The organism is Acinetobacter kanungonis (assembly GCF_009939195.1).
In the GTDB taxonomy this organism is placed as follows: Bacteria; Pseudomonadota; Gammaproteobacteria; order Pseudomonadales; family Moraxellaceae; genus Acinetobacter; species Acinetobacter kanungonis.
The window spans coordinates 1-18,195 of record NZ_JAACKC010000010.1; the positions used below are offsets into that span (position 1 = coordinate 1).

At 42.2% G+C, this 18,195-nt stretch carries 22 protein-coding genes; 9 read left to right on the plus strand and 13 right to left on the minus strand.

Annotated features, from left to right (window positions below):
• Nucleotides 1-79 precede the first annotated feature (79 nt).
• Nucleotides 80-1,669, plus strand: a complete 1,590-nt coding sequence (locus GWK51_RS14970; protein WP_161934317.1) for a Na/Pi cotransporter family protein — start codon at nt 80-82, stop codon at nt 1,667-1,669.
• Here GWK51_RS14970 and GWK51_RS14975 read toward each other — a convergent pair.
• The 4 genes from GWK51_RS14975 to GWK51_RS14990 all read right to left on the minus strand — a co-directional run bounded on the left by GWK51_RS14975 (nt 1,659) and on the right by GWK51_RS14990 (nt 5,226).
• Nucleotides 1,659-3,041: a dihydrolipoyl dehydrogenase gene (locus GWK51_RS14975; protein ID WP_161934318.1), complete on the minus strand. Its 1,383-nt coding sequence runs from the start codon at nt 3,039-3,041 to the stop codon at nt 1,659-1,661. The genes GWK51_RS14970 and GWK51_RS14975 overlap by 11 nt on opposite strands.
• Before the next feature lie 70 nt (nt 3,042-3,111).
• Nucleotides 3,112-4,281, minus strand: coding sequence for a hypothetical protein (locus tag GWK51_RS14980; RefSeq protein ID WP_161934319.1), 1,170 nt, complete (start codon nt 4,279-4,281; stop codon nt 3,112-3,114).
• Between the two features lie 191 nt (nt 4,282-4,472).
• On the minus strand, nt 4,473-4,898 hold the full coding sequence (locus GWK51_RS14985) for a beta-lactamase hydrolase domain-containing protein (RefSeq protein ID WP_161934320.1): 426 nt from the start codon (nt 4,896-4,898) through the stop codon (nt 4,473-4,475).
• The gene (locus GWK51_RS14990; protein ID WP_161934321.1) at nt 4,891-5,226 is read right to left on the minus strand and encodes a TIGR01244 family sulfur transferase; all 336 of its coding nucleotides are present in this window, start codon (nt 5,224-5,226) and stop codon (nt 4,891-4,893) included. Before GWK51_RS14990 ends, GWK51_RS14985 begins: the two co-directional genes overlap by 8 nt.
• A gap of 124 nt (nt 5,227-5,350) precedes the next feature.
• Here GWK51_RS14990 and GWK51_RS14995 point away from each other — a divergent pair, with 124 nt between their 5' ends.
• The 3 genes from GWK51_RS14995 to GWK51_RS15005 all read left to right on the plus strand — a co-directional run bounded on the left by GWK51_RS14995 (nt 5,351) and on the right by GWK51_RS15005 (nt 7,129).
• On the plus strand, nt 5,351-6,250 hold the full coding sequence (locus tag GWK51_RS14995) for an alpha/beta hydrolase (RefSeq protein WP_100241973.1): 900 nt from the start codon (nt 5,351-5,353) through the stop codon (nt 6,248-6,250).
• Entirely contained in the window at nt 6,247-6,672 is a 426-nt protein-coding gene (trxC, locus tag GWK51_RS15000) for a thioredoxin TrxC (protein WP_161934322.1), read from the plus strand. Before GWK51_RS14995 ends, trxC begins: the two co-directional genes overlap by 4 nt.
• 88 nt (nt 6,673-6,760) lie before the next feature.
• Nucleotides 6,761-7,129: an acyl-CoA thioesterase gene (locus tag GWK51_RS15005; protein ID WP_216071790.1), complete on the plus strand. Its 369-nt coding sequence runs from the start codon at nt 6,761-6,763 to the stop codon at nt 7,127-7,129.
• A gap of 52 nt (nt 7,130-7,181) precedes the next feature.
• On the opposite strand, the gene GWK51_RS15010 is transcribed toward GWK51_RS15005, so the two are convergent.
• Together GWK51_RS15010 and GWK51_RS15015 are read right to left on the minus strand one after the other, a co-directional pair.
• Nucleotides 7,182-7,679 (minus strand): DUF4442 domain-containing protein, encoded by a 498-nt coding sequence (locus GWK51_RS15010; RefSeq protein WP_100241976.1) that lies wholly within the window; start codon nt 7,677-7,679, stop codon nt 7,182-7,184.
• 31 nt (nt 7,680-7,710) lie between these two features.
• Entirely contained in the window at nt 7,711-8,199 is a 489-nt protein-coding gene (locus GWK51_RS15015) for a YajQ family cyclic di-GMP-binding protein (protein WP_161934323.1), read from the minus strand.
• Nucleotides 8,200-8,290: 91 nt separating this feature from the next.
• Between GWK51_RS15015 and GWK51_RS15020 the strand changes: the two genes are divergently transcribed.
• Complete coding sequence (locus tag GWK51_RS15020; RefSeq protein WP_100241978.1) at nt 8,291-8,605, plus strand: rhodanese-like domain-containing protein; 315 nt, start codon at nt 8,291-8,293, stop codon at nt 8,603-8,605.
• Nucleotides 8,606-8,678: 73 nt separating this feature from the next.
• Here the strand turns inward: GWK51_RS15020 and mnmC are convergent, their stop codons facing one another.
• The 4 genes from mnmC to GWK51_RS15040 are packed head-to-tail and all read right to left on the minus strand — an operon-like array spanning nt 8,679 to nt 12,087.
• The gene (gene mnmC, locus GWK51_RS15025) at nt 8,679-10,595 is read right to left on the minus strand and encodes an FAD-dependent 5-carboxymethylaminomethyl-2-thiouridine(34) oxidoreductase MnmC (protein WP_161934324.1); all 1,917 of its coding nucleotides are present in this window, start codon (nt 10,593-10,595) and stop codon (nt 8,679-8,681) included.
• 32 nt (nt 10,596-10,627) lie between these two features.
• Complete coding sequence (locus GWK51_RS15030) at nt 10,628-11,137, minus strand: hypothetical protein (protein ID WP_161934325.1); 510 nt, start codon at nt 11,135-11,137, stop codon at nt 10,628-10,630.
• Between the two features lie 5 nt (nt 11,138-11,142).
• Nucleotides 11,143-11,445, minus strand: coding sequence for a YciI family protein (locus GWK51_RS15035; RefSeq protein ID WP_100241981.1), 303 nt, complete (start codon nt 11,443-11,445; stop codon nt 11,143-11,145).
• 27 nt (nt 11,446-11,472) lie between these two features.
• Entirely contained in the window at nt 11,473-12,087 is a 615-nt protein-coding gene (locus GWK51_RS15040) for an inner membrane-spanning protein YciB (protein WP_100241982.1), read from the minus strand.
• A gap of 45 nt (nt 12,088-12,132) precedes the next feature.
• Here GWK51_RS15040 and GWK51_RS15045 point away from each other — a divergent pair, with 45 nt between their 5' ends.
• Nucleotides 12,133-12,984 (plus strand): PHP domain-containing protein, encoded by an 852-nt coding sequence (locus tag GWK51_RS15045; protein WP_161934326.1) that lies wholly within the window; start codon nt 12,133-12,135, stop codon nt 12,982-12,984.
• A gap of 86 nt (nt 12,985-13,070) precedes the next feature.
• Here the strand turns inward: GWK51_RS15045 and GWK51_RS15050 are convergent, their stop codons facing one another.
• From GWK51_RS15050 to radC, 3 genes are all read right to left on the minus strand, one after another.
• On the minus strand, nt 13,071-13,520 hold the full coding sequence (locus tag GWK51_RS15050) for a hypothetical protein (protein WP_161934327.1): 450 nt from the start codon (nt 13,518-13,520) through the stop codon (nt 13,071-13,073).
• A gap of 73 nt (nt 13,521-13,593) precedes the next feature.
• Nucleotides 13,594-14,505 (minus strand): bestrophin family protein, encoded by a 912-nt coding sequence (locus GWK51_RS15055; RefSeq protein WP_161934425.1) that lies wholly within the window; start codon nt 14,503-14,505, stop codon nt 13,594-13,596.
• A gap of 75 nt (nt 14,506-14,580) precedes the next feature.
• Complete coding sequence (gene radC, locus GWK51_RS15060) at nt 14,581-15,273, minus strand: RadC family protein (protein ID WP_161934328.1); 693 nt, start codon at nt 15,271-15,273, stop codon at nt 14,581-14,583.
• A gap of 112 nt (nt 15,274-15,385) precedes the next feature.
• On the opposite strand from radC, the gene coaBC reads away from it, so the two are divergent.
• The 3 genes from coaBC to GWK51_RS15075 all read left to right on the plus strand — a co-directional run bounded on the left by coaBC (nt 15,386) and on the right by GWK51_RS15075 (nt 18,195).
• Nucleotides 15,386-16,648: a bifunctional phosphopantothenoylcysteine decarboxylase/phosphopantothenate--cysteine ligase CoaBC gene (coaBC, locus tag GWK51_RS15065; RefSeq protein WP_100241985.1), complete on the plus strand. Its 1,263-nt coding sequence runs from the start codon at nt 15,386-15,388 to the stop codon at nt 16,646-16,648.
• A 148-nt stretch (nt 16,649-16,796) separates the two neighbouring features.
• Nucleotides 16,797-17,174: a cytochrome b562 gene (locus GWK51_RS15070; protein WP_142767763.1), complete on the plus strand. Its 378-nt coding sequence runs from the start codon at nt 16,797-16,799 to the stop codon at nt 17,172-17,174.
• Nucleotides 17,175-17,340: 166 nt separating this feature from the next.
• Nucleotides 17,341-18,195, plus strand: a complete 855-nt coding sequence (locus GWK51_RS15075; protein ID WP_161934329.1) for a bifunctional transcriptional activator/DNA repair enzyme AdaA — start codon at nt 17,341-17,343, stop codon at nt 18,193-18,195.

The following is an 18,195-nucleotide window of genomic DNA, read 5'->3' on the forward strand; positions in this document are numbered from 1 at the left end:
CATATCAAAAAATCCCTGCGCTTCTCACTCGTTTTATGCTAAATCTGATAAGTACAAAAATTATAAGTTGAGGATTAGCGTGCTGAATACCTTATTACAATTACTTGGCGGGATCGGCTTATTTCTGTTAGGCATGAATCTCATGACGGATAGTTTAAAAGCACTCGCAGGTGAGGCATTAAGACAATGGCTGGTTCGCTTTACAGATTCTCCTTTGAAAGCAATGTTCTCAGGGATGACCCTTACCATGGTGGTACAGTCATCGACTGCGACGACATTGGCAACCATTGGCTTTGTCAGTGCAGGTGTTCTAACTTTTAGTAATGCGATAGGCGTCATTATTGGAGCCAATATTGGAACGACCAGCACAGGTTGGATGGTGGCATTACTCGGTTTAAAATTCTCAATCGCAAAGCTAGCCTTACCCTTGATTGCAGTAGGGGCAATTCTAAAATTACTTGCACAAGATCGGCTGGCCTTATTTGGCATGGCCATCGCTGGATTTGGGTTGCTTTTCTTTGGTATAGATGTATTACAGCAAGCGATGTCGGCTGTTGCAGATACTGTAGATTTAAGTCGTTGGTCTGCAGACAGTCTTTGGGGAAGTCTACTGCTGGTCCTGATAGGTCTGGTGATGACAATCCTCTTGCAATCTTCAAGTGCTGCGATTACCGCGACTTTAGCAGCCTTAGCCAGTCAGGCGATTAATTTAGAACAGACCTTAACACTTGTGATTGGGCAAAATGTCGGAACGGTATTAACAGCCATATTAGCCGCAATTGGTGCGACAGCCAGCGCTAAACGTACGGCAGCCGTACACGTTATTTTTAATGCAATTACCGCAATTTTTGCTTTCGTACTGCTATTGCCAGCTTTTTTATGGGCTTTTCAGCATGTGAATTATATACATTCTATTGATCCAGTATTAATTGTGGCTGCTTTTCACACGTGCTTTAGTGTGTTGGGGGCTTTAATTTTTATGCCCTTTATTGGCAAATTTGAGCAGATATTGGTTAAATTAATTCCAGAACATGAAGTCTCATTAACACGCTACTTAGATGATTCTTTATATAGTGTACCAGCGTTAGCGATTGCAGCTACAGAGCGTGTGTTATTGCAATCTATTGTTGATATTTATCGATTATTGATTAAATTTATTCGTGGTGAAATTATCTCACCGATGATTAATACCAATGAGCTTGATGCGACCTTAAAAAAAGTAGAAGCCTATTTAGAACAAATGGAAGTTCCACAATCTTCAGCGGATCAACAGCGCTTGATTCTTTTGTTAAGATTGCTGGTATATGTTCGCGTGTTAAGAAATGATTTAAATGAAGTGGCACAAGTCGACTTACTGAAAAAGCAGCAAATTTTACAAGAATTACCGAATGTACTTGCAGAACACCTAGAGCGGCAGATTGTTTATTTACAAGCCGAACCTTTTGCTAAATTTCCAAGTGATTTTGTTGAAGAGTTGGTGCAACTTGAGCAGTTCAGTGCTGAGCAACAAGACTTTTTACGACAAAAAATTATACATGCTTCTGTGAACCATCAGTTGACTGCTTCCCAAACTTTAGAATTGTTGGCAGCTCAACGCTGGATTGTGCATTTGATTACACATACGCAGCGTGTTGCTATGTTGTTAAAACAAGAAGAGGCTACTGAATAGCATTTAATTGGCGACGAGCATGTTTTAGAGCTGTTCTCAACCCTTCTTCTAAGGTTGGATGATAAAACGGTTTTTCAAGAAGTTGATCAAGCGTACAGTCCTCAGCAATCATCCAGCAGAGTAAGTGGGCAATATGCTCCGCTGAGGCCATGAGTAATTCTGCACCTAATATCTTACGCGTCTCGGTATGGATATAGACTTCGAGAGCCCCATAATTTTTAGCTAAAACCTGTGCACGACCTTGACGTTCATAGGATACATAGCCTGTCACAAAAGGCACGTCCTGATTTTTAAGTTGTTTGTAGTTTTGTCCTACGATCGCCATTTCTGGTTCACAAAATACAATCCCGATAGGAGTTAAATTGCGAATGCTTTGTATCTGTTGTATGTTTAAGCAGTTTAAAACGGCTCGGCGTCCTTCATGGGCTGCTTCATGCTGAATAGGTGTAGTCGTGTGCGCATCACCAACAATAAAGATTGGATATTTACCCAGTTGTTTCGTGTCAGGATGAACAGGCAAATTTTTTAGTTCACTGAATTGGCGATCTATATTTTCTAATTTTAAGCTATCTAATAAGGTTCGACGACCTGTTGCCACCAGTAAATAGTCGACTATAAGGCTTTGGTCTTGATCATCTTCTCGAAATTTAATTTTTACCCCAGCATCTGTATTTTGTAGTTGTGTGGGTAAGACTTCGAACTTAAATTCAAGTTCCCGACTTAAAATTTCCTGTGCCAGCGTTTGTAAGGCTGGGCTGGTCAGTGTGCCGACTTTACGGCTGCGAGCAAAAATCGTAGTTTTTACTCCGAGTCGCTGCAAGGCTTGAGCAAGTTCCAGTGCAATCACACCACTTCCAATCACAGCAATTGATTGAGGTAATTGTTCAAGTTCAAAGATGTCATCGGAAGTGATGAGTTTAGATCCTAATTCCTTTTTCCACGCAAGATCAAAACTTGGTGTTGACCCCACGGCAAGAATAAAGCCTCGGGCTTGGTAACGTTCCTGATTGACTTCAATTGTGGAGCCATTAATAAAGTGAGCTTGCCCCGATATTTTATGGCTTGCTTCCCAGTGGGCTACATCTTTTAAGGTTGATTGTGTAAAACGGTCTCTTAATTGACGAACATGAGACATGACTAATTTTGTGTCGATTTCTAATTGGGCTGAAATCCCAAATTTATCTAGTGATTGAGCATCATGTAATTGGTTTGCGGCTGAAATGAGTACTTTGCTAGGCATACAACCTACACGTGCACAGGTAGTATCCCAAGGACCATGGTTAATAATCAGTATATTTGAAGTATGTTTAATTGCTTCTTTATACGCAGCTTGACCAGCTGTGCCTGCACCAATAATAATTATGTCGTACATTTTCTAGCCTTTATAGAAGCAGTGTAAACAAACCCTTATAAAATGATTTGTTTACACTTTTATTTAGGAGTTAAAATTTCACTCCTTGGGGTTGTGTTAATGTTGTTTCAATTACACCATTACGATTAATTGACTGACCTTCGAACGTAATTTCGTTAAATACATGCTTGAATTTGAGTATTTCACCATTTAAAGCATTTTTGAAAGTAAAAATATTATTTCCTTCTAAATATATACTACCTGTAAAACTTTGAGCATTTGTAGAAGGCGCTTCATTTTCAATACGAGTACCAGAAAGTGCGGTTACACTTGGGATATTTAAGATTTGTAGTCCTGAGGCACTTTTTCTAAAGGTTGCCAAACTGTCACTATCTCCAGGAACAGAATTAATTGTAAAAGAAACAGGCTCTACTTCAGGTGTATTAGGATTGTCATTGATTAAAACATCAAAACCAGAGTTATTTTGTAAAACATATAAATCACCATCAGTTGAGGTCGGGTCTTTATAAATACTCAAAGCACCTTTAGTTTCACTGGTTTGGTCGGCATAAGTAATAGTTACTTGGTAGTTAGTATCAGCTTCATTCATGGAAACAATTCTAACTTGGTCTTCTTGGCTTAAACCCCAAGATTGTTTATATGGATAACCAAAAACGCCAGTAACCCAAATATCATTATATTTCTTATCAGCATTTTGATTATCGAAAATGATAATCATTGTTTTTCCAGTGTAATGATCAATTTGCTCAGCTGATAGCTTCATTCCAGCAATTTCATCATCATTAACATCAAAATCCCAGTTTTGATATTTATTTGCAGCAATTTTATTTAAGACGGCTTTAATTTCATTGTCACCATATAAAATATAACAACCAGTATTTGCATATTGCCCCGAATCCATGCACTTTTCGCGGTATACAAAGTTACTTTTATCTGAATCAAAGGCTTTTTTAGCATCTATTGCTAATTGTAATGGTCCTTGGGAAAAGGTATCCATTGCATGATCAATATATCCTTTTGTAGTTGTTGCATCATTAGGATCATAATCACCAAATAGGTATTTCCCTTCCTGCTTTAGTAGGGTAAGTGTCTCTGCGATAGTCGTATTATCTGTTGGAGATGTTTCAGTATTACTACTATTATTACTGGAAGAGTTATAATAACCTTCACTTCCACCACCACCACATGCACAAAGAAGGCTAGTTAAAGAAAGAACTAGAACCCCTTTTAAATAATTCATCAAAAATGCCCCTCTAATTAAATTTCATTATTTATAAAGAATTGAATCGAGAAGATAGCATATTAATAAAGAAAAATAAAAAAGAGGGGCTGGCTTATATACTACTACCCACACTCACCCCAACAGTCGGACGAACGTTCATCGAACTACAAGCAGATAAGAGTAACGTACACATTACGACGACGATCATTTTATTCATGTAACAAACCTTGCTTAAGTGCTTCATTAAATAATTCGCTGGAGCGATGACCGCTTTTACAAATCATTAAAATGGGTTTAGGAAGTTCGTTATAGTACTTTGAAAACTCGATGATATCTGTTTGTGTAATTTTACCGTTATCGATGGGTTGGTAAATGACGCTCACATGGGATTGCTCTGCAATATTCCGTAACTGGCTGACGGAAATATTGTTTCCCATTTCCTGATCGGGTCGATTGACAATCACCGACTTAAACCCTTGTTTTAACAAGAGTCGAAAGGTTTTATCATCCAACTGACCAGAGACGGTAAGGTTTTCGCTCAGTGCTTGTGGTGTTTGGGCTTTCTGAGCGAAAAGCGCTGTGCTATTCAGTAAGGTGCTACACAAAATGCATGTAGCAAAGAACCGCTTAATCATCCAGCAAATCCATTTGTTTTGCCAGTTGATATAGATTGTTAGAACGATTGCCTGTACGGCAGAACATTAAAACAGGTTTTGGAAGCTCATTGAAATGATTGGCAAAAGTGCGTACATCGAGCTCAGTAATTTGACCAGCAACGACAGGTTGATAAACATAATCGAGTCCTGCTGTGCGAGCGGCTTCTTCAATTTGGGCGCTGGTTGGTTGCTCAGGTCCACCTTCCATATCAGGGCGATTGTTGATAATGGATTTAAATCCTTTTTCGACAACTTGTTCAACATGCTCAGGGCCAATTTGACCTGCGAAGCCTACATTTTCGCTCATTGTGTCACTCCATCATCCAATTAAACAATATATGCTTTATGATAGCATTAAGCTGATTGCACTGTTGAATCAGTTGAAATTTTTATAAACGATTACAACCATAAAATAACGTACTGGAGCGCGTATGTACGCTTACACGGTCGAGCCTTTATATGTCAAAAGTGGTCAAGATGTTCTTGCAGCAGATTTTTATCGACCGAAAACAGAGCAAAAACCCGCGGTCATTTTGATGGCACATGGCTTGGCAGGTTTGCGTCAGTTTAAATTGGTGCAATATGCAAAACAATTTGCCCAAGCGGGTTATGCCGTGGTGTTGTTTGATTATCGGTATTGGGGTGGGAGCACAGGTCGACCACGTGAACTGGTGTCTATCAAATCACAATTAGAAGATTGGCGAACCATGATTGCACATCTTCTCGAGCGAAAATCGATTGATTCACGTCGGATTGTTTTGTGGGGAACAGCACTGAGTGGTGGCTATGTCTTAACTCTAGCCAGTGAATTGAAAAATATTCAGGCGGTGATGGTGCAAGTCCCGATGGTGGATGGCAGTGAATTGGCAAAACTCTATCCGATTCCACAACTGCCGAAAGCCTTAAAAATTTCTAGCCAAGATTATATGGGTGGCAAAGTGGGGATGGCTGCGAAAACATTGCCTGTAGTGAGTTTAACCGAATTAAGTTTTATGCCGACCGCAGACAGTTATACGGGATATTCATCGATCGTACACCCTGACTATTTTTGGAGTGGTGAAATTCCAGCACGGGTTTTCTTTAATCTGATTCGTTATCGCCCCATTCAGGAGGTGCGAAAAATTAATATTCCTGTGCTGTTTATTGCGGCTAAAGAAGATAGTTTAATGCCGATTGCGTCGAGTCGAGAGGCAGCGACGAATATTGCACCTTATGTGCAATATTATGAATGGGAGATGAAACATTTCGATATTTATCATCATCCATGGTTTGAAAAAGCCATTTCGACCCAATTAGAATTCTTACATCAACATATTGGAGTCAGCTCATGATTATTGTATGCCCATCTTGTTTGGCGAAGAATCGCGTGCCTGAAGAAAAAATTGAGGCACAACCCAGTTGCGGCCAATGCCATCAAGCTTTAATTCCTTTAGCCCCGATTGATTTAAATGAGCAGAATTTTAGCCAGTTCATCACGCACAGTGATTTACCCATTTTGATTGATTTATGGGCAGAATGGTGCGGACCGTGTAAAATGATGGCTCCTCATTTCGCAGCCGTGGCAAAACAGAACCCTCGTGTGATTTTTGCCAAAATTAATACTGAAGAGTCTCCTCGTTTAAGCAGCGCTTTTCATGTGCGGAGTATTCCAACCCTTGTGTTGATGAATAAAACCACTGAAATTGCTAGAATAAGCGGTGCGCTTAGATCGAGTGAACTGCAACAGTGGCTGGATCAACATTCAAATGTCTAATGCCTAGTCAAAGCACAATAGGCTTGGAGAAATCGTGTCAGATATTCATGTGAAACCAGAAGGGACTTTATCTCTTCAAACCATCGCGATGCCAGCGGATACCAACTGGAGTGGCGATGTATTTGGTGGCTGGATTGTGTCACAAATGGACTTGGCTGGAGCAATCCATGCAGAACGCTTTAGTAAAGGGCGTTGTGCAACAATTTCGATTAATCAAATGACTTTTCTGGTGCCAGTAAAAGTTGGGGATGTGATTAGTTGTTATACCAAAATTTTAAAAGTGGGCAATACTTCAATTCAGATGCAAATTGAAGTTTGGGATAGCCATGACAGTTCGCGTGAAGCGAAACGCGTTACTGAAGGGGTGTTCACCTTTGTTGCCGTCGATGTAAAAGGCAATAAACGTCAAATTCCTGAAGAAGTGAAGCAGAAGTTTATGAGCACTCAATCTGCTTAAGCTTCAATAAAAAAACCAGCAATCCGCTGGTTTTTTTATGCCTCTATCTATTTTAAGCCGACTTACGCTTCGGTAACCACGCCCACAGCATTTGGCATTGAATCGGTTCATTGCCTGCATCATCAATCACGGTCACAGGAATCAGCAATTCACCTTTTTCCTGCTCGGCAATTAACTTTTGCTGTTCTGGACTTAAACTGGCTGTCGCGGTGAGTCCACCTTGTGCAACTTTTAAATAATCGACATGTAAGGTTTTAATCAGCAAAATACGATTATCTGGAACATGTAAACCCGTTAAAAATCCAGTTGCAGTTTCAGCCAATAACGCCATTGCCGCTGCATGCACGCCTTTAATATGGTTTTGCATGTTGCGTTGATTTTCAATACGCACCACCACATGATGTTGATCAACTGCGAGGTAACGAATATTGGCTGTGCCGACCATCGGCACAATACGACCAAAAGCTTTGCTCCAAAGTGTACTCCGAATTCCTTGTGGAAACTTTGAAGTGGCTTTAACCAGTTTGGATAAACGATTGCCTTGTGTCATATCATGCCTCTAGATGCTGAATGACTTCACATTAGTCTTTAAAGTTATTAAATTGCAATGGAAGTCCAAATTGTTGTTCTTTCAAAAAAGCCATTACTTGCTGTAAAGTATCGCGTTTTTTATCGGTCACACGAATTTTGTCACCTTGGATAGATGATTGCACTTTAATACCGCTTTCTTTAATGGCTTTATTAATTTTTTTCGCAGTATCTGAGTCAAGACCATCTTTCAGTTTAATCACCTGAACCACGTTTTTACCCGAAGCCGTCGCTTTTTGCGGGTCTAAAGCTTGTACATCGACTTTACGCTTATAGAAATGGTTTTCCAGCATGTTATAGACTTGCTCACATTGGAAATCACTTTCTGTGCTAATTTTAATTTCTTTTGATTTTTCATTGAGTTCAATTGAAACATCTTGCCCGCGGAAGTCAAAACGCGTTGCAATTTCTTTTTGAGTGTTCTGAACTGCATGATTTACTTCAAAAATCTCTAATTCTGAAACAATATCGAACGATGGCATAGAATAGACCTTTACAAATGGAAAGAATATCTGAGATGCTAGGGATGTTTTCTTCATTTGCCAAGTGTTGTTTACATCAAAGGAGTGCGCAATGATCCGTAAACAAGAAATTACAACATTTGAGTTCCCAGACGATGCCATCATCTGGGATGTCCGTGACGCAAGTGCTTATGCTGAAGCCCATGTAAAGGGTGCGGTCAATCAGCCAATCACGGGCTTGTCAGCAGACTGCTTAACTCAGGTGTCTGCGGATCAGACCATTTACATTTTGTGTGGTGGTGGAAGTAAGGCTCCCCGTGCTGCTGAACTTCTTGATGGTTTAGATAATTCACGTGAGTATGTGGTCCTGATGGGCGGTACACGAGCTGCACGTGATGCAGGTTTACCTTTAGAACAAGGGACCTGATCAAAAAAAGCGCCTTTTGGCGCTTTTTTCGTAAATGAAGAAGAGAACAATAAATACCGCAATAAAAAGAAAGTTAATTTTCGGTCTGCGCATTCGGCTGAGCATTAAAATACGGTTTCTTCGGTTTGGTTTTTTTGACAAAACGCTGAATATCCAGTTTTTTCAAAAGTGAACTCGGAACAGGGCAGGCTTCTGAAAGAATCTTGGCAGCCAAAATTTCACTACACAGGGGTGCAAACAAAAAGCCCTTAGAACCTAAGCCAGCCAAACTATAAATTTCAGTAGCATCATCCAAGCGACCTAAGACAGGGAAGTAGTCTTGGGTTTGTGCACGCACGGAGGCACGACCTTGCCAAGTCGAGGTTGTAGGCAGGGATTGTGCATAACTTGGGAAGACACTGTGGATAAGATTGAAGTTATGCACATGGTCTTCGGCAAGAACCTCACTATCCTCCCGATTCGGATAAAAGGATGCACCCAAAATCAATTGTTCAGGATTCAGCTGCATACAATAACCGCCATAACTATAAGCTTGATCGCTCGCTAAAGCATGTTCTGAATTTTCCAACCAACTGACTTGACCACGAATAGGTTTTAATACGGGATAGTGCTCAAAAAAAGCTTGGCTTTGACGTGCACAGCAGACAATCACATGATCAAAATCACCTAAATGCTGATCCTGTGAATCAAAGACTTGTAGCGTATCATCCGATACAAAATTCTTGATCGTCGCTTGCTGAAACTGAATCAAAGGGTGCTGCAGCATTTGATCTCGTAAAGCATGCGGGGAGACCACTCCTGCTTGTAACAGTTTTAAGCTCGGGAATTCGGTGGCCATGCCACAGTCCTGAGCCGAGCTGGTATTCAGCACTTGCTGAGGATATTCATTGGCTAAACCCAGTAAATCCTCTGCATTTTTGAGCGCCATTTGATTGACTTGAATCGGGCGAAAGGCTTGAAAGGGGGCATAATGGCGAAGCGCATGCTGCCACGCCAAAGTCATTAAATGTTCATGGCTTTGTTCAATCGGACATAGTTTAGGGTTAAGCAAAGCCAAAGGATTTCCTGACCCGCCTGCGAGTGGCGCAGTTTGGTCATAGAGCGTCACTGCATGCCCACGCTGTGCAAATGCCCAGGCACAGCTTAAACCTGCGATTCCTGCGCCAATAATGGCAATTTGACGTTGCTTGGTGCTGATTGGCTTGGAGGCCTCAGTCGTCATTTGATGCGGTTCAGTGTCGCTTTTAGCATCAAGCGTTGGTTTTAACCAACAAGCTTTAAGCATTTCCCGTTTATGCCCAAAACCACGTGGACGAGTGATCTGAATACCATGTTGCTTTAGCCCGCGTTTTAATACGCCAGCTACACTGAATGAGGCAAACGTGGTGCCGTAGTCTGAGAGGCGTACAATATGATTCAACACCTGCTCTTGCCACATGTCTGGATTACAAGATGGTGCAAAACCATCGAGGAACCAAGCATCTACAGGATGGATTTTTTCCATGTTTGGGAAAACATCATGTGCATCACCGAGCCAAAGATCTAGGCTAAAGCGTTCTTCAGGAAAGCTCAGGCGATGGCAGCCTGCAAGAGGTAAAGGATATTGTTGAATTAATTGATCGGCTAAAGGCTTGAGTTCAGGCCACGCATTCAGCGCACGAATCAGATCGGCTTTGGAAAGCGGAAACTTTTCCACACTCATGGCATGCAGGTGACTATGGTTGTCGGGACGACAGTGTTGCCACATTTGCCACAACGCCAAAATGTTTAAGCCTGTACCAAAACCTGTTTCACCGACTGAAAAATATTGGTAGTCCGTTAAATGGGCTAAACGTGTGGCGAGATCATTGCCATGCAGGAACACATGGCGGGTTTCGAGTAAACCATTGTCTTTGGAAAAATAGACATCGCCAAATTGTTTAGAAACAGGCACCTCGATGCCATCAACCTGATGCCAATCGAGTTCGGCGGTCTGTATTACGTGAGACAAAAGTTTTAACCTTTAAATGAAAGCGCGGAAAATTACCATTGGCGACGACGTTTGGTTTGTGCATAACTGGCAATCAGGAAGCCTAGTAGCACACCTACTGCAAGCGTCACAGCGCCGTAAATAAACATTTGCGCGCTGCGTTCACTTTGCAGGACTTGAACCTGTACACCCAAATTGTCGTTCTTTAACTGTAATTCCTGATTTTGTGCCAATGCTTCTAAGTTGGCTTTTTCCAACTGTTGCAAGCGCATGGATTGGTCTTTGACCAAGGCTTTAATTTTTAAATCTTGTAAGGCTTTATTCTTGGCAAGTTGTTCCGCAGTGAGGGGTTGTGCCTCTTGCGGCTGACCGTTTGGATTCACTGTCGCAACTGCGGGAATGACACGCGGTTTATCTGCAGGAAGTGTGTGTGGCGCTGTTGGTGCTGGTGCAACAGGTGCAGCAGGCGCTACAGCAGGAGCTGGAGTTGTTGCAGGTTCTACTGCCCAAGCCGTAGAACATAAAAGAGAAAGACCCAGTAAACTAGGAACAACAGCGCGCATGAATTTTATCCTTTAGGAAACGCTTTGTTAAACGGTTTAACCTCGATTTTTGCATAGACACCTTCTTTCAAGAATGGTTCATCTTGCAGCCAAGCATCGAGTGCTTCACGGCTATCGAAATCTACAATAATTGTACTCCCGTAAAAACCTGCCTGTGGATTACTTGGATCTTTTGGCATAGCACCTGCGACGATTAAGCGACCTTCAGCATCTAATTGTTCTAAACGTGCAAGATGTTGAGGGCGTACCGCAAGGCGTTTTTCTACAGTACCGTCTTGATCGGTACAGGTCACAACAAATAATGGCATGATGATTCTCAGCGCGCTAAACGAATATTAATCTTCAGAGGACTTAAAGTATTTACGCAATACAATAAACTGGATAATGATAAAGGAAAACATCACCAGCATGTCACCAAAAGCGGTAAATTCACCCCAATATTTTCCGTTCATAAATAAGAAAGCGAAAAATACATGCAAGCCAGACATCACTGCAAACATGGCTGCCCAAGCATAATTCAGTCTTTTCCAGCCTTGCTCACCCAAATTAAAAATGGGAGCAAATAATCGTTTAATTAGAGGGGTACGATCCTTACTAAAATAAGGCGATAACAGGAAAGCACCTGCAAAAACCATATTCAAAATGGCCGCTTTGAGGCGAATATAGAAATCATCACTGAGCATCAGGGTAATGCCACCAAAAATAACCGTCATAAACAGTACAATCCACTGCTGTTTATCCAAACGGAATTTCTGCATGATGAACAGGGCGCCATACACCACCAACATGGAAAGGATTAAACCTGTTGTTGCCACCAAGATATTATTATTGTCTACGCCACCAGCGGAACCAATCAATTGCAGAAGAGGGTGCTGAGTGTCTTTCGGATCTACCGTCTTATATAAATAAAAGAAAATAATGAGTGGCACAAAGTCTAAAAGTGCTTTCATGTTAGAGTATCTGAATCTGTTTAATAAAGTGGCTTAGTATAAGTGATGCTTGGCGTAGATTTACATACACATAGTAATATTTCTGATGGAACTTTGTCACCAGAACAACTGGTGCATGCCGCGCATGAAAAAGGCATCCATACGTTGGCCTTGACCGACCACGATACTATGGACGGTTTGGCTATGGCTGCACAGATTGCACATGGCTATGACATGCAGTTAATTTTAGGGGTCGAGATTTCCAGCCAATGGTCACGTCCCGCCACCAAAAAAAGTTATAGCGTGCATATTGTGGCATTGAATATGCAGCAGCCTGAACCCTTATTGGCGGTGTTGGAACAACAAAAGCAGATCCGTGCCGAACGTGCAGCGCAGATTTGTAGTTTACTCACACCGCTGATTGGTCAGGATATTTATACCGATGTGTTGGCGAAAGTTGATGGTGAGGCGGACAGAATTACACGGACCCATATCGCCAAAACTTTGGTAGAAAAAGGCATCGTAAGCCGTGTGCAGCAAGCCTTTGATAAATATATCAAGGAAGGCAAAAAGGCCTATGTCAAGTTTGATGGTTTGGGACTAGAAGAAACCATTCAGGCCATACATGCCAGCCGTGGCTTTGCTGTTTTGGCGCATCCGACCCGCTATGATTTATCTGCCACCAATGTACGTTACCTAATTGAGTTATTTGCACAATCAGGTGGAGATGCCGTGGAATTACCGCCACAGATTGATCCGCCTGCAACACGGCAGATGGTGGATCGTATGATTGCAGAATATGGCTTAAAGGTTTCGGTGGGCAGCGACTTTCATGGTGAAAATATGCCGTGGATTAAATTGGGACATATTCCAGTCGTCAAAGCGGGGCAAGTCGGGATTTGGGAAAGCTTTGTTTAAGCGAGCCGTCTCATATTCATTTCTTTTGGAGCGCTCCATATGAACCTTTCCATAATATTAGATATCAATTGGGATGGTTAGTAGCTTTAAAGTAAGCCGTTAATTACACGTTGTTTCTTTTTGTTTAATTCAGCAATTCTTGTGTTGAGCTTTTTACTTTCAAGTTTTTCGACTTTGCAAGTCTTCAAATAAATCTTAAAACAATATATGCCCATTACAATTGCGAAGGAAAAGAAAACTAAAGCAAAGAGTGCAACAGCCAGACCAGTATAGTTTTGCCCGAACAAGAATGGGATAAATAAAAGCCAAAAGACATAAAATAAAGCGATCCCACATAGCGAAACGACAATCGGTGTAAACATCACGAAAGGGAGTGCAAGAGAGTATTTGGAGTTATACTGCTCTAGAGACGCTTTTGCTTCCAATAGTTCTTCTTCAATCCGTAGAAGATCTGGTATTACTTGAGCAAATGCATTGTCAATCAATGTATTTGGAGCAGCACTAGGTGTAGAATGATTTTCATTTTGGTTCTTCATATTTTTCATTTTTAATAGGACGAATGGAAGCTTATTGCCTTTAAACAGGATATCAACAAATAGGCAATATATTTTAAAGCAGATTGTTATCCTGCGCTTGAATCGGTGGAGGGGTTGGTTTACCCAAAGTGCCTAATAATTCGATTTCAATGGTACGCACCATCGCATCTAAAGGTAAGTCATTGCTTTGTGTACCAAAGGGTTCTTCAATTTCTGAACTTAAGGCATCTAAACCTAAAAAGGTATAGGCTAAAATGCCCACCAATAAAGGCGTCGCCAAGCCTAAGGTTGCACCCAGACTAAAGGGCAACATGAAACAAAAGAAATATACGGTACGATTCAGGAGTACCGAATAAGCAAAGGGTAAAGGCGTCGTCGCAATACGGTCACAGCCTGTTTGCACCAAACTCATTTCCGCCACATGTTCATTCATTTGCGCATAAATAATGTCGGAAATTTCACCTTCTTTTAGGGCTTGCATTAGCTCCCACTGAATCAGACTCAGGGTGTATTGCGGGGCGTTCACTTGTTGATAAAGTTGAGTGAGTGCTTGTTGGCTTAAGCCTGTGGTTTCAGTCAATTCGGTTGGATTCTCAGTTTGATGGCGTAGCCGATCACGCAACACATTGGCAAACACAATTACATGCTGAATAATCCTTTCACGCCTAGCCTGACTGAGAATACGACAGTTACGGTCAAAATGTCGGGCATTTGCAATGAGCATGCCCCACAGTTTGCGTGCTTCCCACCAGCGGTCATAACAGGCGGTATTTTTAAAACCGAGGAAAATAGACAGCACCACGCCAATCAGGGTAAAGCCGACCAAAGGCAGTTCTGGGAAATGAAAATACCCCATATGGGACAGACCACCGACAATAGTGGAAATCAGCATGACCACGCCTAAAGGAGGCAGGACTTTCGGGAGGATGGTACCGCGCCATGAAAATAATATTTTAAAGACGTCGGGTTGTTCTCGCACAATCATGTGGGGATATTCATCATTTATTTTTGCTTGATCTTCATCTGTCACTGAGCATTTGTCAATATTTGCTGAAAGGCTTTAAGTGGACTTGATTAAGCCCTGTTCAGCAAAAGAAAAACTGCCTGTCGCAGCAATCACGCAATGATCCAATAATTGTATTTCAAGCAGTTGACAGGCCTGTGCAATTTGCTGGGTCAGGGCAATATCGGCAGCCGAAGGCAGGGCATGTCCCAAGGGATGATTATGCGCAATTACAATGGAACTGGCCTGTTGTTGCAAAGCATGGCGGAGCAATTGATTCAGGGATACAGTACAGCTATTCAGTGAGCCAAAGAACAGCTTTTTAAAGTTGAGTTTACGCAACTGGCTGTCGAGACATAACACCGCAAACACTTCCTGTGTTTCACCCAATAATTCAAAACGCAGATAATCTAACAGTTGGCTGGAATTTTGAATTTCGAGGCTGTGCTGTTGCAGTTGTTGCGCGACATAGCGCCGTCCCAGTTCTTTCACCGCCATTAGTTGGGAGTATTTGGTCGCGCCAATACCATGAAACTGACTGAGTTGTTCTAGCTGCGCATTGAGAATCGGAGCGAGTCCGCCAAAATGACCAATTAGCAGTCTGGCTAATTCAACGGCTGAATGTTGTTTAGAGCCAGAACGCAGGAAAATTGCCAAGAGTTCGGCATCGGACAGGCTATTTGCCCCTTGTTGCAATAAGCGTTCGCGTGGACGCTCTTGTTCAGGCCAATGTTTGATCGATAGATTCATTTTTGTTTAACTTTTTAGTGTTTATTATCAAGTTACGCCCCAGTCAATGTCTTGGGGATGCGGTTATTTAATGCTATTGTGAGCGCCACTGCAACAGAAAGGTATACTGTTTGTGAGCTTTGACTTAAGTGTAATTCCAAATAAAAACATCATTTTGGCTGTTACTGGCGGAATTGCAGCCTATAAAAGTGCCATCTTGGTTCGTCGACTCAAAGATCAGGGATTTAATGTGCGGGTGGTCATGACCCACGGGGCGCAGGCATTTATTACTCCGCTGACTTTTCAAGCCTTGTCAGGCAATCCAGTGCATACCGAATTACTCGATCCTGAAGCTGAAGCAGGTATGGGGCATATCGAACTGGCACGTTGGGCAGACTTGTTATTGGTTGCTCCAGCCAGCTGCGATACCTTAGCCAAGTTTGCCGCAGGTTTGGCGGATGATTTGCTTAGTACCTTATATTTGGCGACCAAAGCACCGGTTTGGGTTGCACCTGCAATGAATCAGCAAATGTGGGCCGCCAAAGCCACGCAACGTAATCTCAATACTTTAATTGAAGATGGCGTGCATGTGATTATGCCTGAAGCTGGTTCTCAAGCTTGTGGTGATGTCGGTTTAGGGCGTATGCCTGAGCCTGAAGATTTGGCCTATCAGGTCACTGAATATTTCCATAAAGCACAGCGTGCCATTGCCGAGAAATTCGGTCTGTTGGCGAGCAAGCATGTGGTGATTACCGCAGGTCCAACCCGAGAAGCGATTGACCCTGTGCGTTATATTTCCAATCACAGCACAGGCAAAATGGGCTTTGCTCTAGCAGCGGCTTGTTATGCGGCAGGGGCAAAAGTGACTTTAATTGCAGGTCCTGTCAGTTTGGATACGCCGAATGGTGTACGCCGTATTAATGTGTCATCAGCGATTCAAATGTTGAATACCAGTATGCAAATGCTGGAAGAAGGCTGTGATATTTTCATTGCGACCGCGGCTGTAGCGGATTATCGCGTGGCAGAAGTCGCAGAACATAAAATTAAAAAATCAGGTGATGAGCTGAATGTCGCTTTGGTGAAAAACCCCGATATTGTTGCGACCATTGCCCAACAGCAAAAACGTCCATTTATGGTGGGTTTTGCCGCAGAAACGCGTAACGTGGAAGAATATGCAGCAGGCAAGTTGGTGGCTAAAAAGCTGGATATGATTGCCTGCAATGATGTATCCCGTGCTGATATTGGTTTTGCTTCCGATGAAAATGCCATGACCGTGTTTTTTGCCAATCAATATCACATGGACAAACGTGATTTAGAAAAAGCCTCAAAACAAGAAATTGCACAACAATTGGTAGAAGCCATGCACGATGCTTTGCAGCATCCTGAAGCCAAATAACGCTGTGAAATTTTTATGAAAATGCAACGAATTCGTTGCATTTTTTATGTATGCTACATTTGAAGAATAAAGCTGAGTGTTTGCATAAACATTCCGTATATTTTCCCTGATAAATAAATCATAGCCACAGTTTTTGATAGGACATCTCATGATTAAAAAAACTTTAGCCACCGTTGTAATGTTGTCATCTTTGGTCCTTAGCCATAGCGTTATGGCGGCAGGTTTAGAAGATGATATGAAAACCCTTGGGAAAAATTATAAAGCCTTTAATCAAGCTTCAACTCCACAAGCAGCAACCAGTGCCTTGAACAATATGCGTGGTGCAGCGGTGCATGCCAAGCAATATAAATTGAAGGCACATACGGCTGAGAAAGTGCCAAGTTCGACGGCTTTATTCGACCAGATTATTGTCGAAATTGATAAAACCAAAACGCTGGCACAAGCAGGTAAGTTAGACGAAGCGAAAAAACAAGGGAAGAAAATTGGCGAATTACGCGACCAAGGACACAAATACTACGCACACTAATTGATGGTTGTGAAGCACGTTGTAGTATCCAAAACTGTACCCTGAAAAGGTACAGTTTTTTTATGGCTGATGGATAAGATCTTGGTTGTAATTGAGCATGATTCAGATTTCCAGCTTTGTGTAGAGTTGCTACATTAATAACAGAAATCTTGAAGGATCTATGGGCATGTCTTCGCAGCAACATTATCAACGGATTGCTCAAGCCATTGAGTATATCCAGCAGCATTTTCAGTATCAGCCGACTTTGGATGAAGTCGCTGCGCAAATTCATTTAAGTCCTGCTCATTTTCAGCGCCTGTTTAGTGAGTGGGCAGGTACCAGTCCGAAGAAATTTCTGCAATATATCAGTTTGGAACATGCCAAATCGATTTTAAGATCGAAGCAATCGGCCTCTTTATTAGAGACGACTTTGCAAACAGGGTTGTCGAGCAGCAGTCGGTTACATGACTTGTTTATTCAGATTGAAGGCATGACGCCCGCAGAGTATAAGCAAGGGGGTGCAGGACTAAAAATTCATTATCAATTTGCGGAAACCTTATTTGGTCGGGTGTTGGTGGCTTCTACAGAAAAAGGCGTATGTGCTTTGTCTTTTATTGAGCAAGATGAACCTGCTTTACAAGAGTTGCGCTCCAAATTTCCCAATGCAGAATATCTACAACAAGACGATGCCATGCAGCACCGAGCCTTGGCATTGTTGACTGCACAGCCCCATTCGATTGAGCACGTGAAATTGCATTTAAAGGGTTCAGCTTTTCAATTAAAGGTCTGGGAAAGTTTGCTTAAAATTCCTGCTGGGCAACTGACGAGTTATGCGGATGTCGCGGCACAGATTGATCAACCCAAAGCGGCACGCGCGGTGGGAACAGCTGTCGCCCATAATCCCGTGGCATTTTTGATTCCCTGCCATCGGGTAATTCAGGCATCAGGCGTACTGGGCAATTATCATTGGGGTACAACCCGAAAGACCGCCATGATTGGCTGGGAAAGTGCGCAAAGCGAAGCAAAGGACCAAGAGGCTTAA

What these genes read in the sequence shown, in the direction of transcription:
- GWK51_RS15035 (WP_100241981.1), bottom strand. Translation starts at nt 11,445, where the DNA reads ATGCCATTATTTGTTGTGACCTGTACCGATCAAGACGGTACTGTAGAA.
- GWK51_RS15045 (WP_161934326.1), top strand. Translation starts at nt 12,133, where the DNA reads ATGCTTGGCGTAGATTTACATACACATAGTAATATTTCTGATGGAACT.
- GWK51_RS15055 (WP_161934425.1), bottom strand. Translation starts at nt 14,505, where the DNA reads ATGATTGTGCGAGAACAACCCGACGTCTTTAAAATATTATTTTCATGG.
- GWK51_RS14985 (WP_161934320.1), bottom strand. Translation starts at nt 4,898, where the DNA reads ATGATTAAGCGGTTCTTTGCTACATGCATTTTGTGTAGCACCTTACTG.
- GWK51_RS14990 (WP_161934321.1), bottom strand. Translation starts at nt 5,226, where the DNA reads ATGAGCGAAAATGTAGGCTTCGCAGGTCAAATTGGCCCTGAGCATGTT.
- radC (WP_161934328.1), bottom strand. Translation starts at nt 15,273, where the DNA reads ATGAATCTATCGATCAAACATTGGCCTGAACAAGAGCGTCCACGCGAA.
- GWK51_RS15010 (WP_100241976.1), bottom strand. Translation starts at nt 7,679, where the DNA reads ATGACACAAGGCAATCGTTTATCCAAACTGGTTAAAGCCACTTCAAAG.
- GWK51_RS15040 (WP_100241982.1), bottom strand. Translation starts at nt 12,087, where the DNA reads ATGAAAGCACTTTTAGACTTTGTGCCACTCATTATTTTCTTTTATTTA.
- GWK51_RS15075 (WP_161934329.1), top strand. Translation starts at nt 17,341, where the DNA reads ATGTCTTCGCAGCAACATTATCAACGGATTGCTCAAGCCATTGAGTAT.
- GWK51_RS14975 (WP_161934318.1), bottom strand. Translation starts at nt 3,041, where the DNA reads ATGTACGACATAATTATTATTGGTGCAGGCACAGCTGGTCAAGCTGCG.
- GWK51_RS15050 (WP_161934327.1), bottom strand. Translation starts at nt 13,520, where the DNA reads ATGAAGAACCAAAATGAAAATCATTCTACACCTAGTGCTGCTCCAAAT.
- GWK51_RS15070 (WP_142767763.1), top strand. Translation starts at nt 16,797, where the DNA reads ATGATTAAAAAAACTTTAGCCACCGTTGTAATGTTGTCATCTTTGGTC.
- GWK51_RS15020 (WP_100241978.1), top strand. Translation starts at nt 8,291, where the DNA reads ATGATCCGTAAACAAGAAATTACAACATTTGAGTTCCCAGACGATGCC.
- GWK51_RS15005 (WP_216071790.1), top strand. Translation starts at nt 6,761, where the DNA reads ATGCCAGCGGATACCAACTGGAGTGGCGATGTATTTGGTGGCTGGATT.
- GWK51_RS14980 (WP_161934319.1), bottom strand. Translation starts at nt 4,281, where the DNA reads ATGAATTATTTAAAAGGGGTTCTAGTTCTTTCTTTAACTAGCCTTCTT.
- GWK51_RS15030 (WP_161934325.1), bottom strand. Translation starts at nt 11,137, where the DNA reads ATGCGCGCTGTTGTTCCTAGTTTACTGGGTCTTTCTCTTTTATGTTCT.
- GWK51_RS14995 (WP_100241973.1), top strand. Translation starts at nt 5,351, where the DNA reads ATGTACGCTTACACGGTCGAGCCTTTATATGTCAAAAGTGGTCAAGAT.
- GWK51_RS15015 (WP_161934323.1), bottom strand. Translation starts at nt 8,199, where the DNA reads ATGCCATCGTTCGATATTGTTTCAGAATTAGAGATTTTTGAAGTAAAT.
- trxC (WP_161934322.1), top strand. Translation starts at nt 6,247, where the DNA reads ATGATTATTGTATGCCCATCTTGTTTGGCGAAGAATCGCGTGCCTGAA.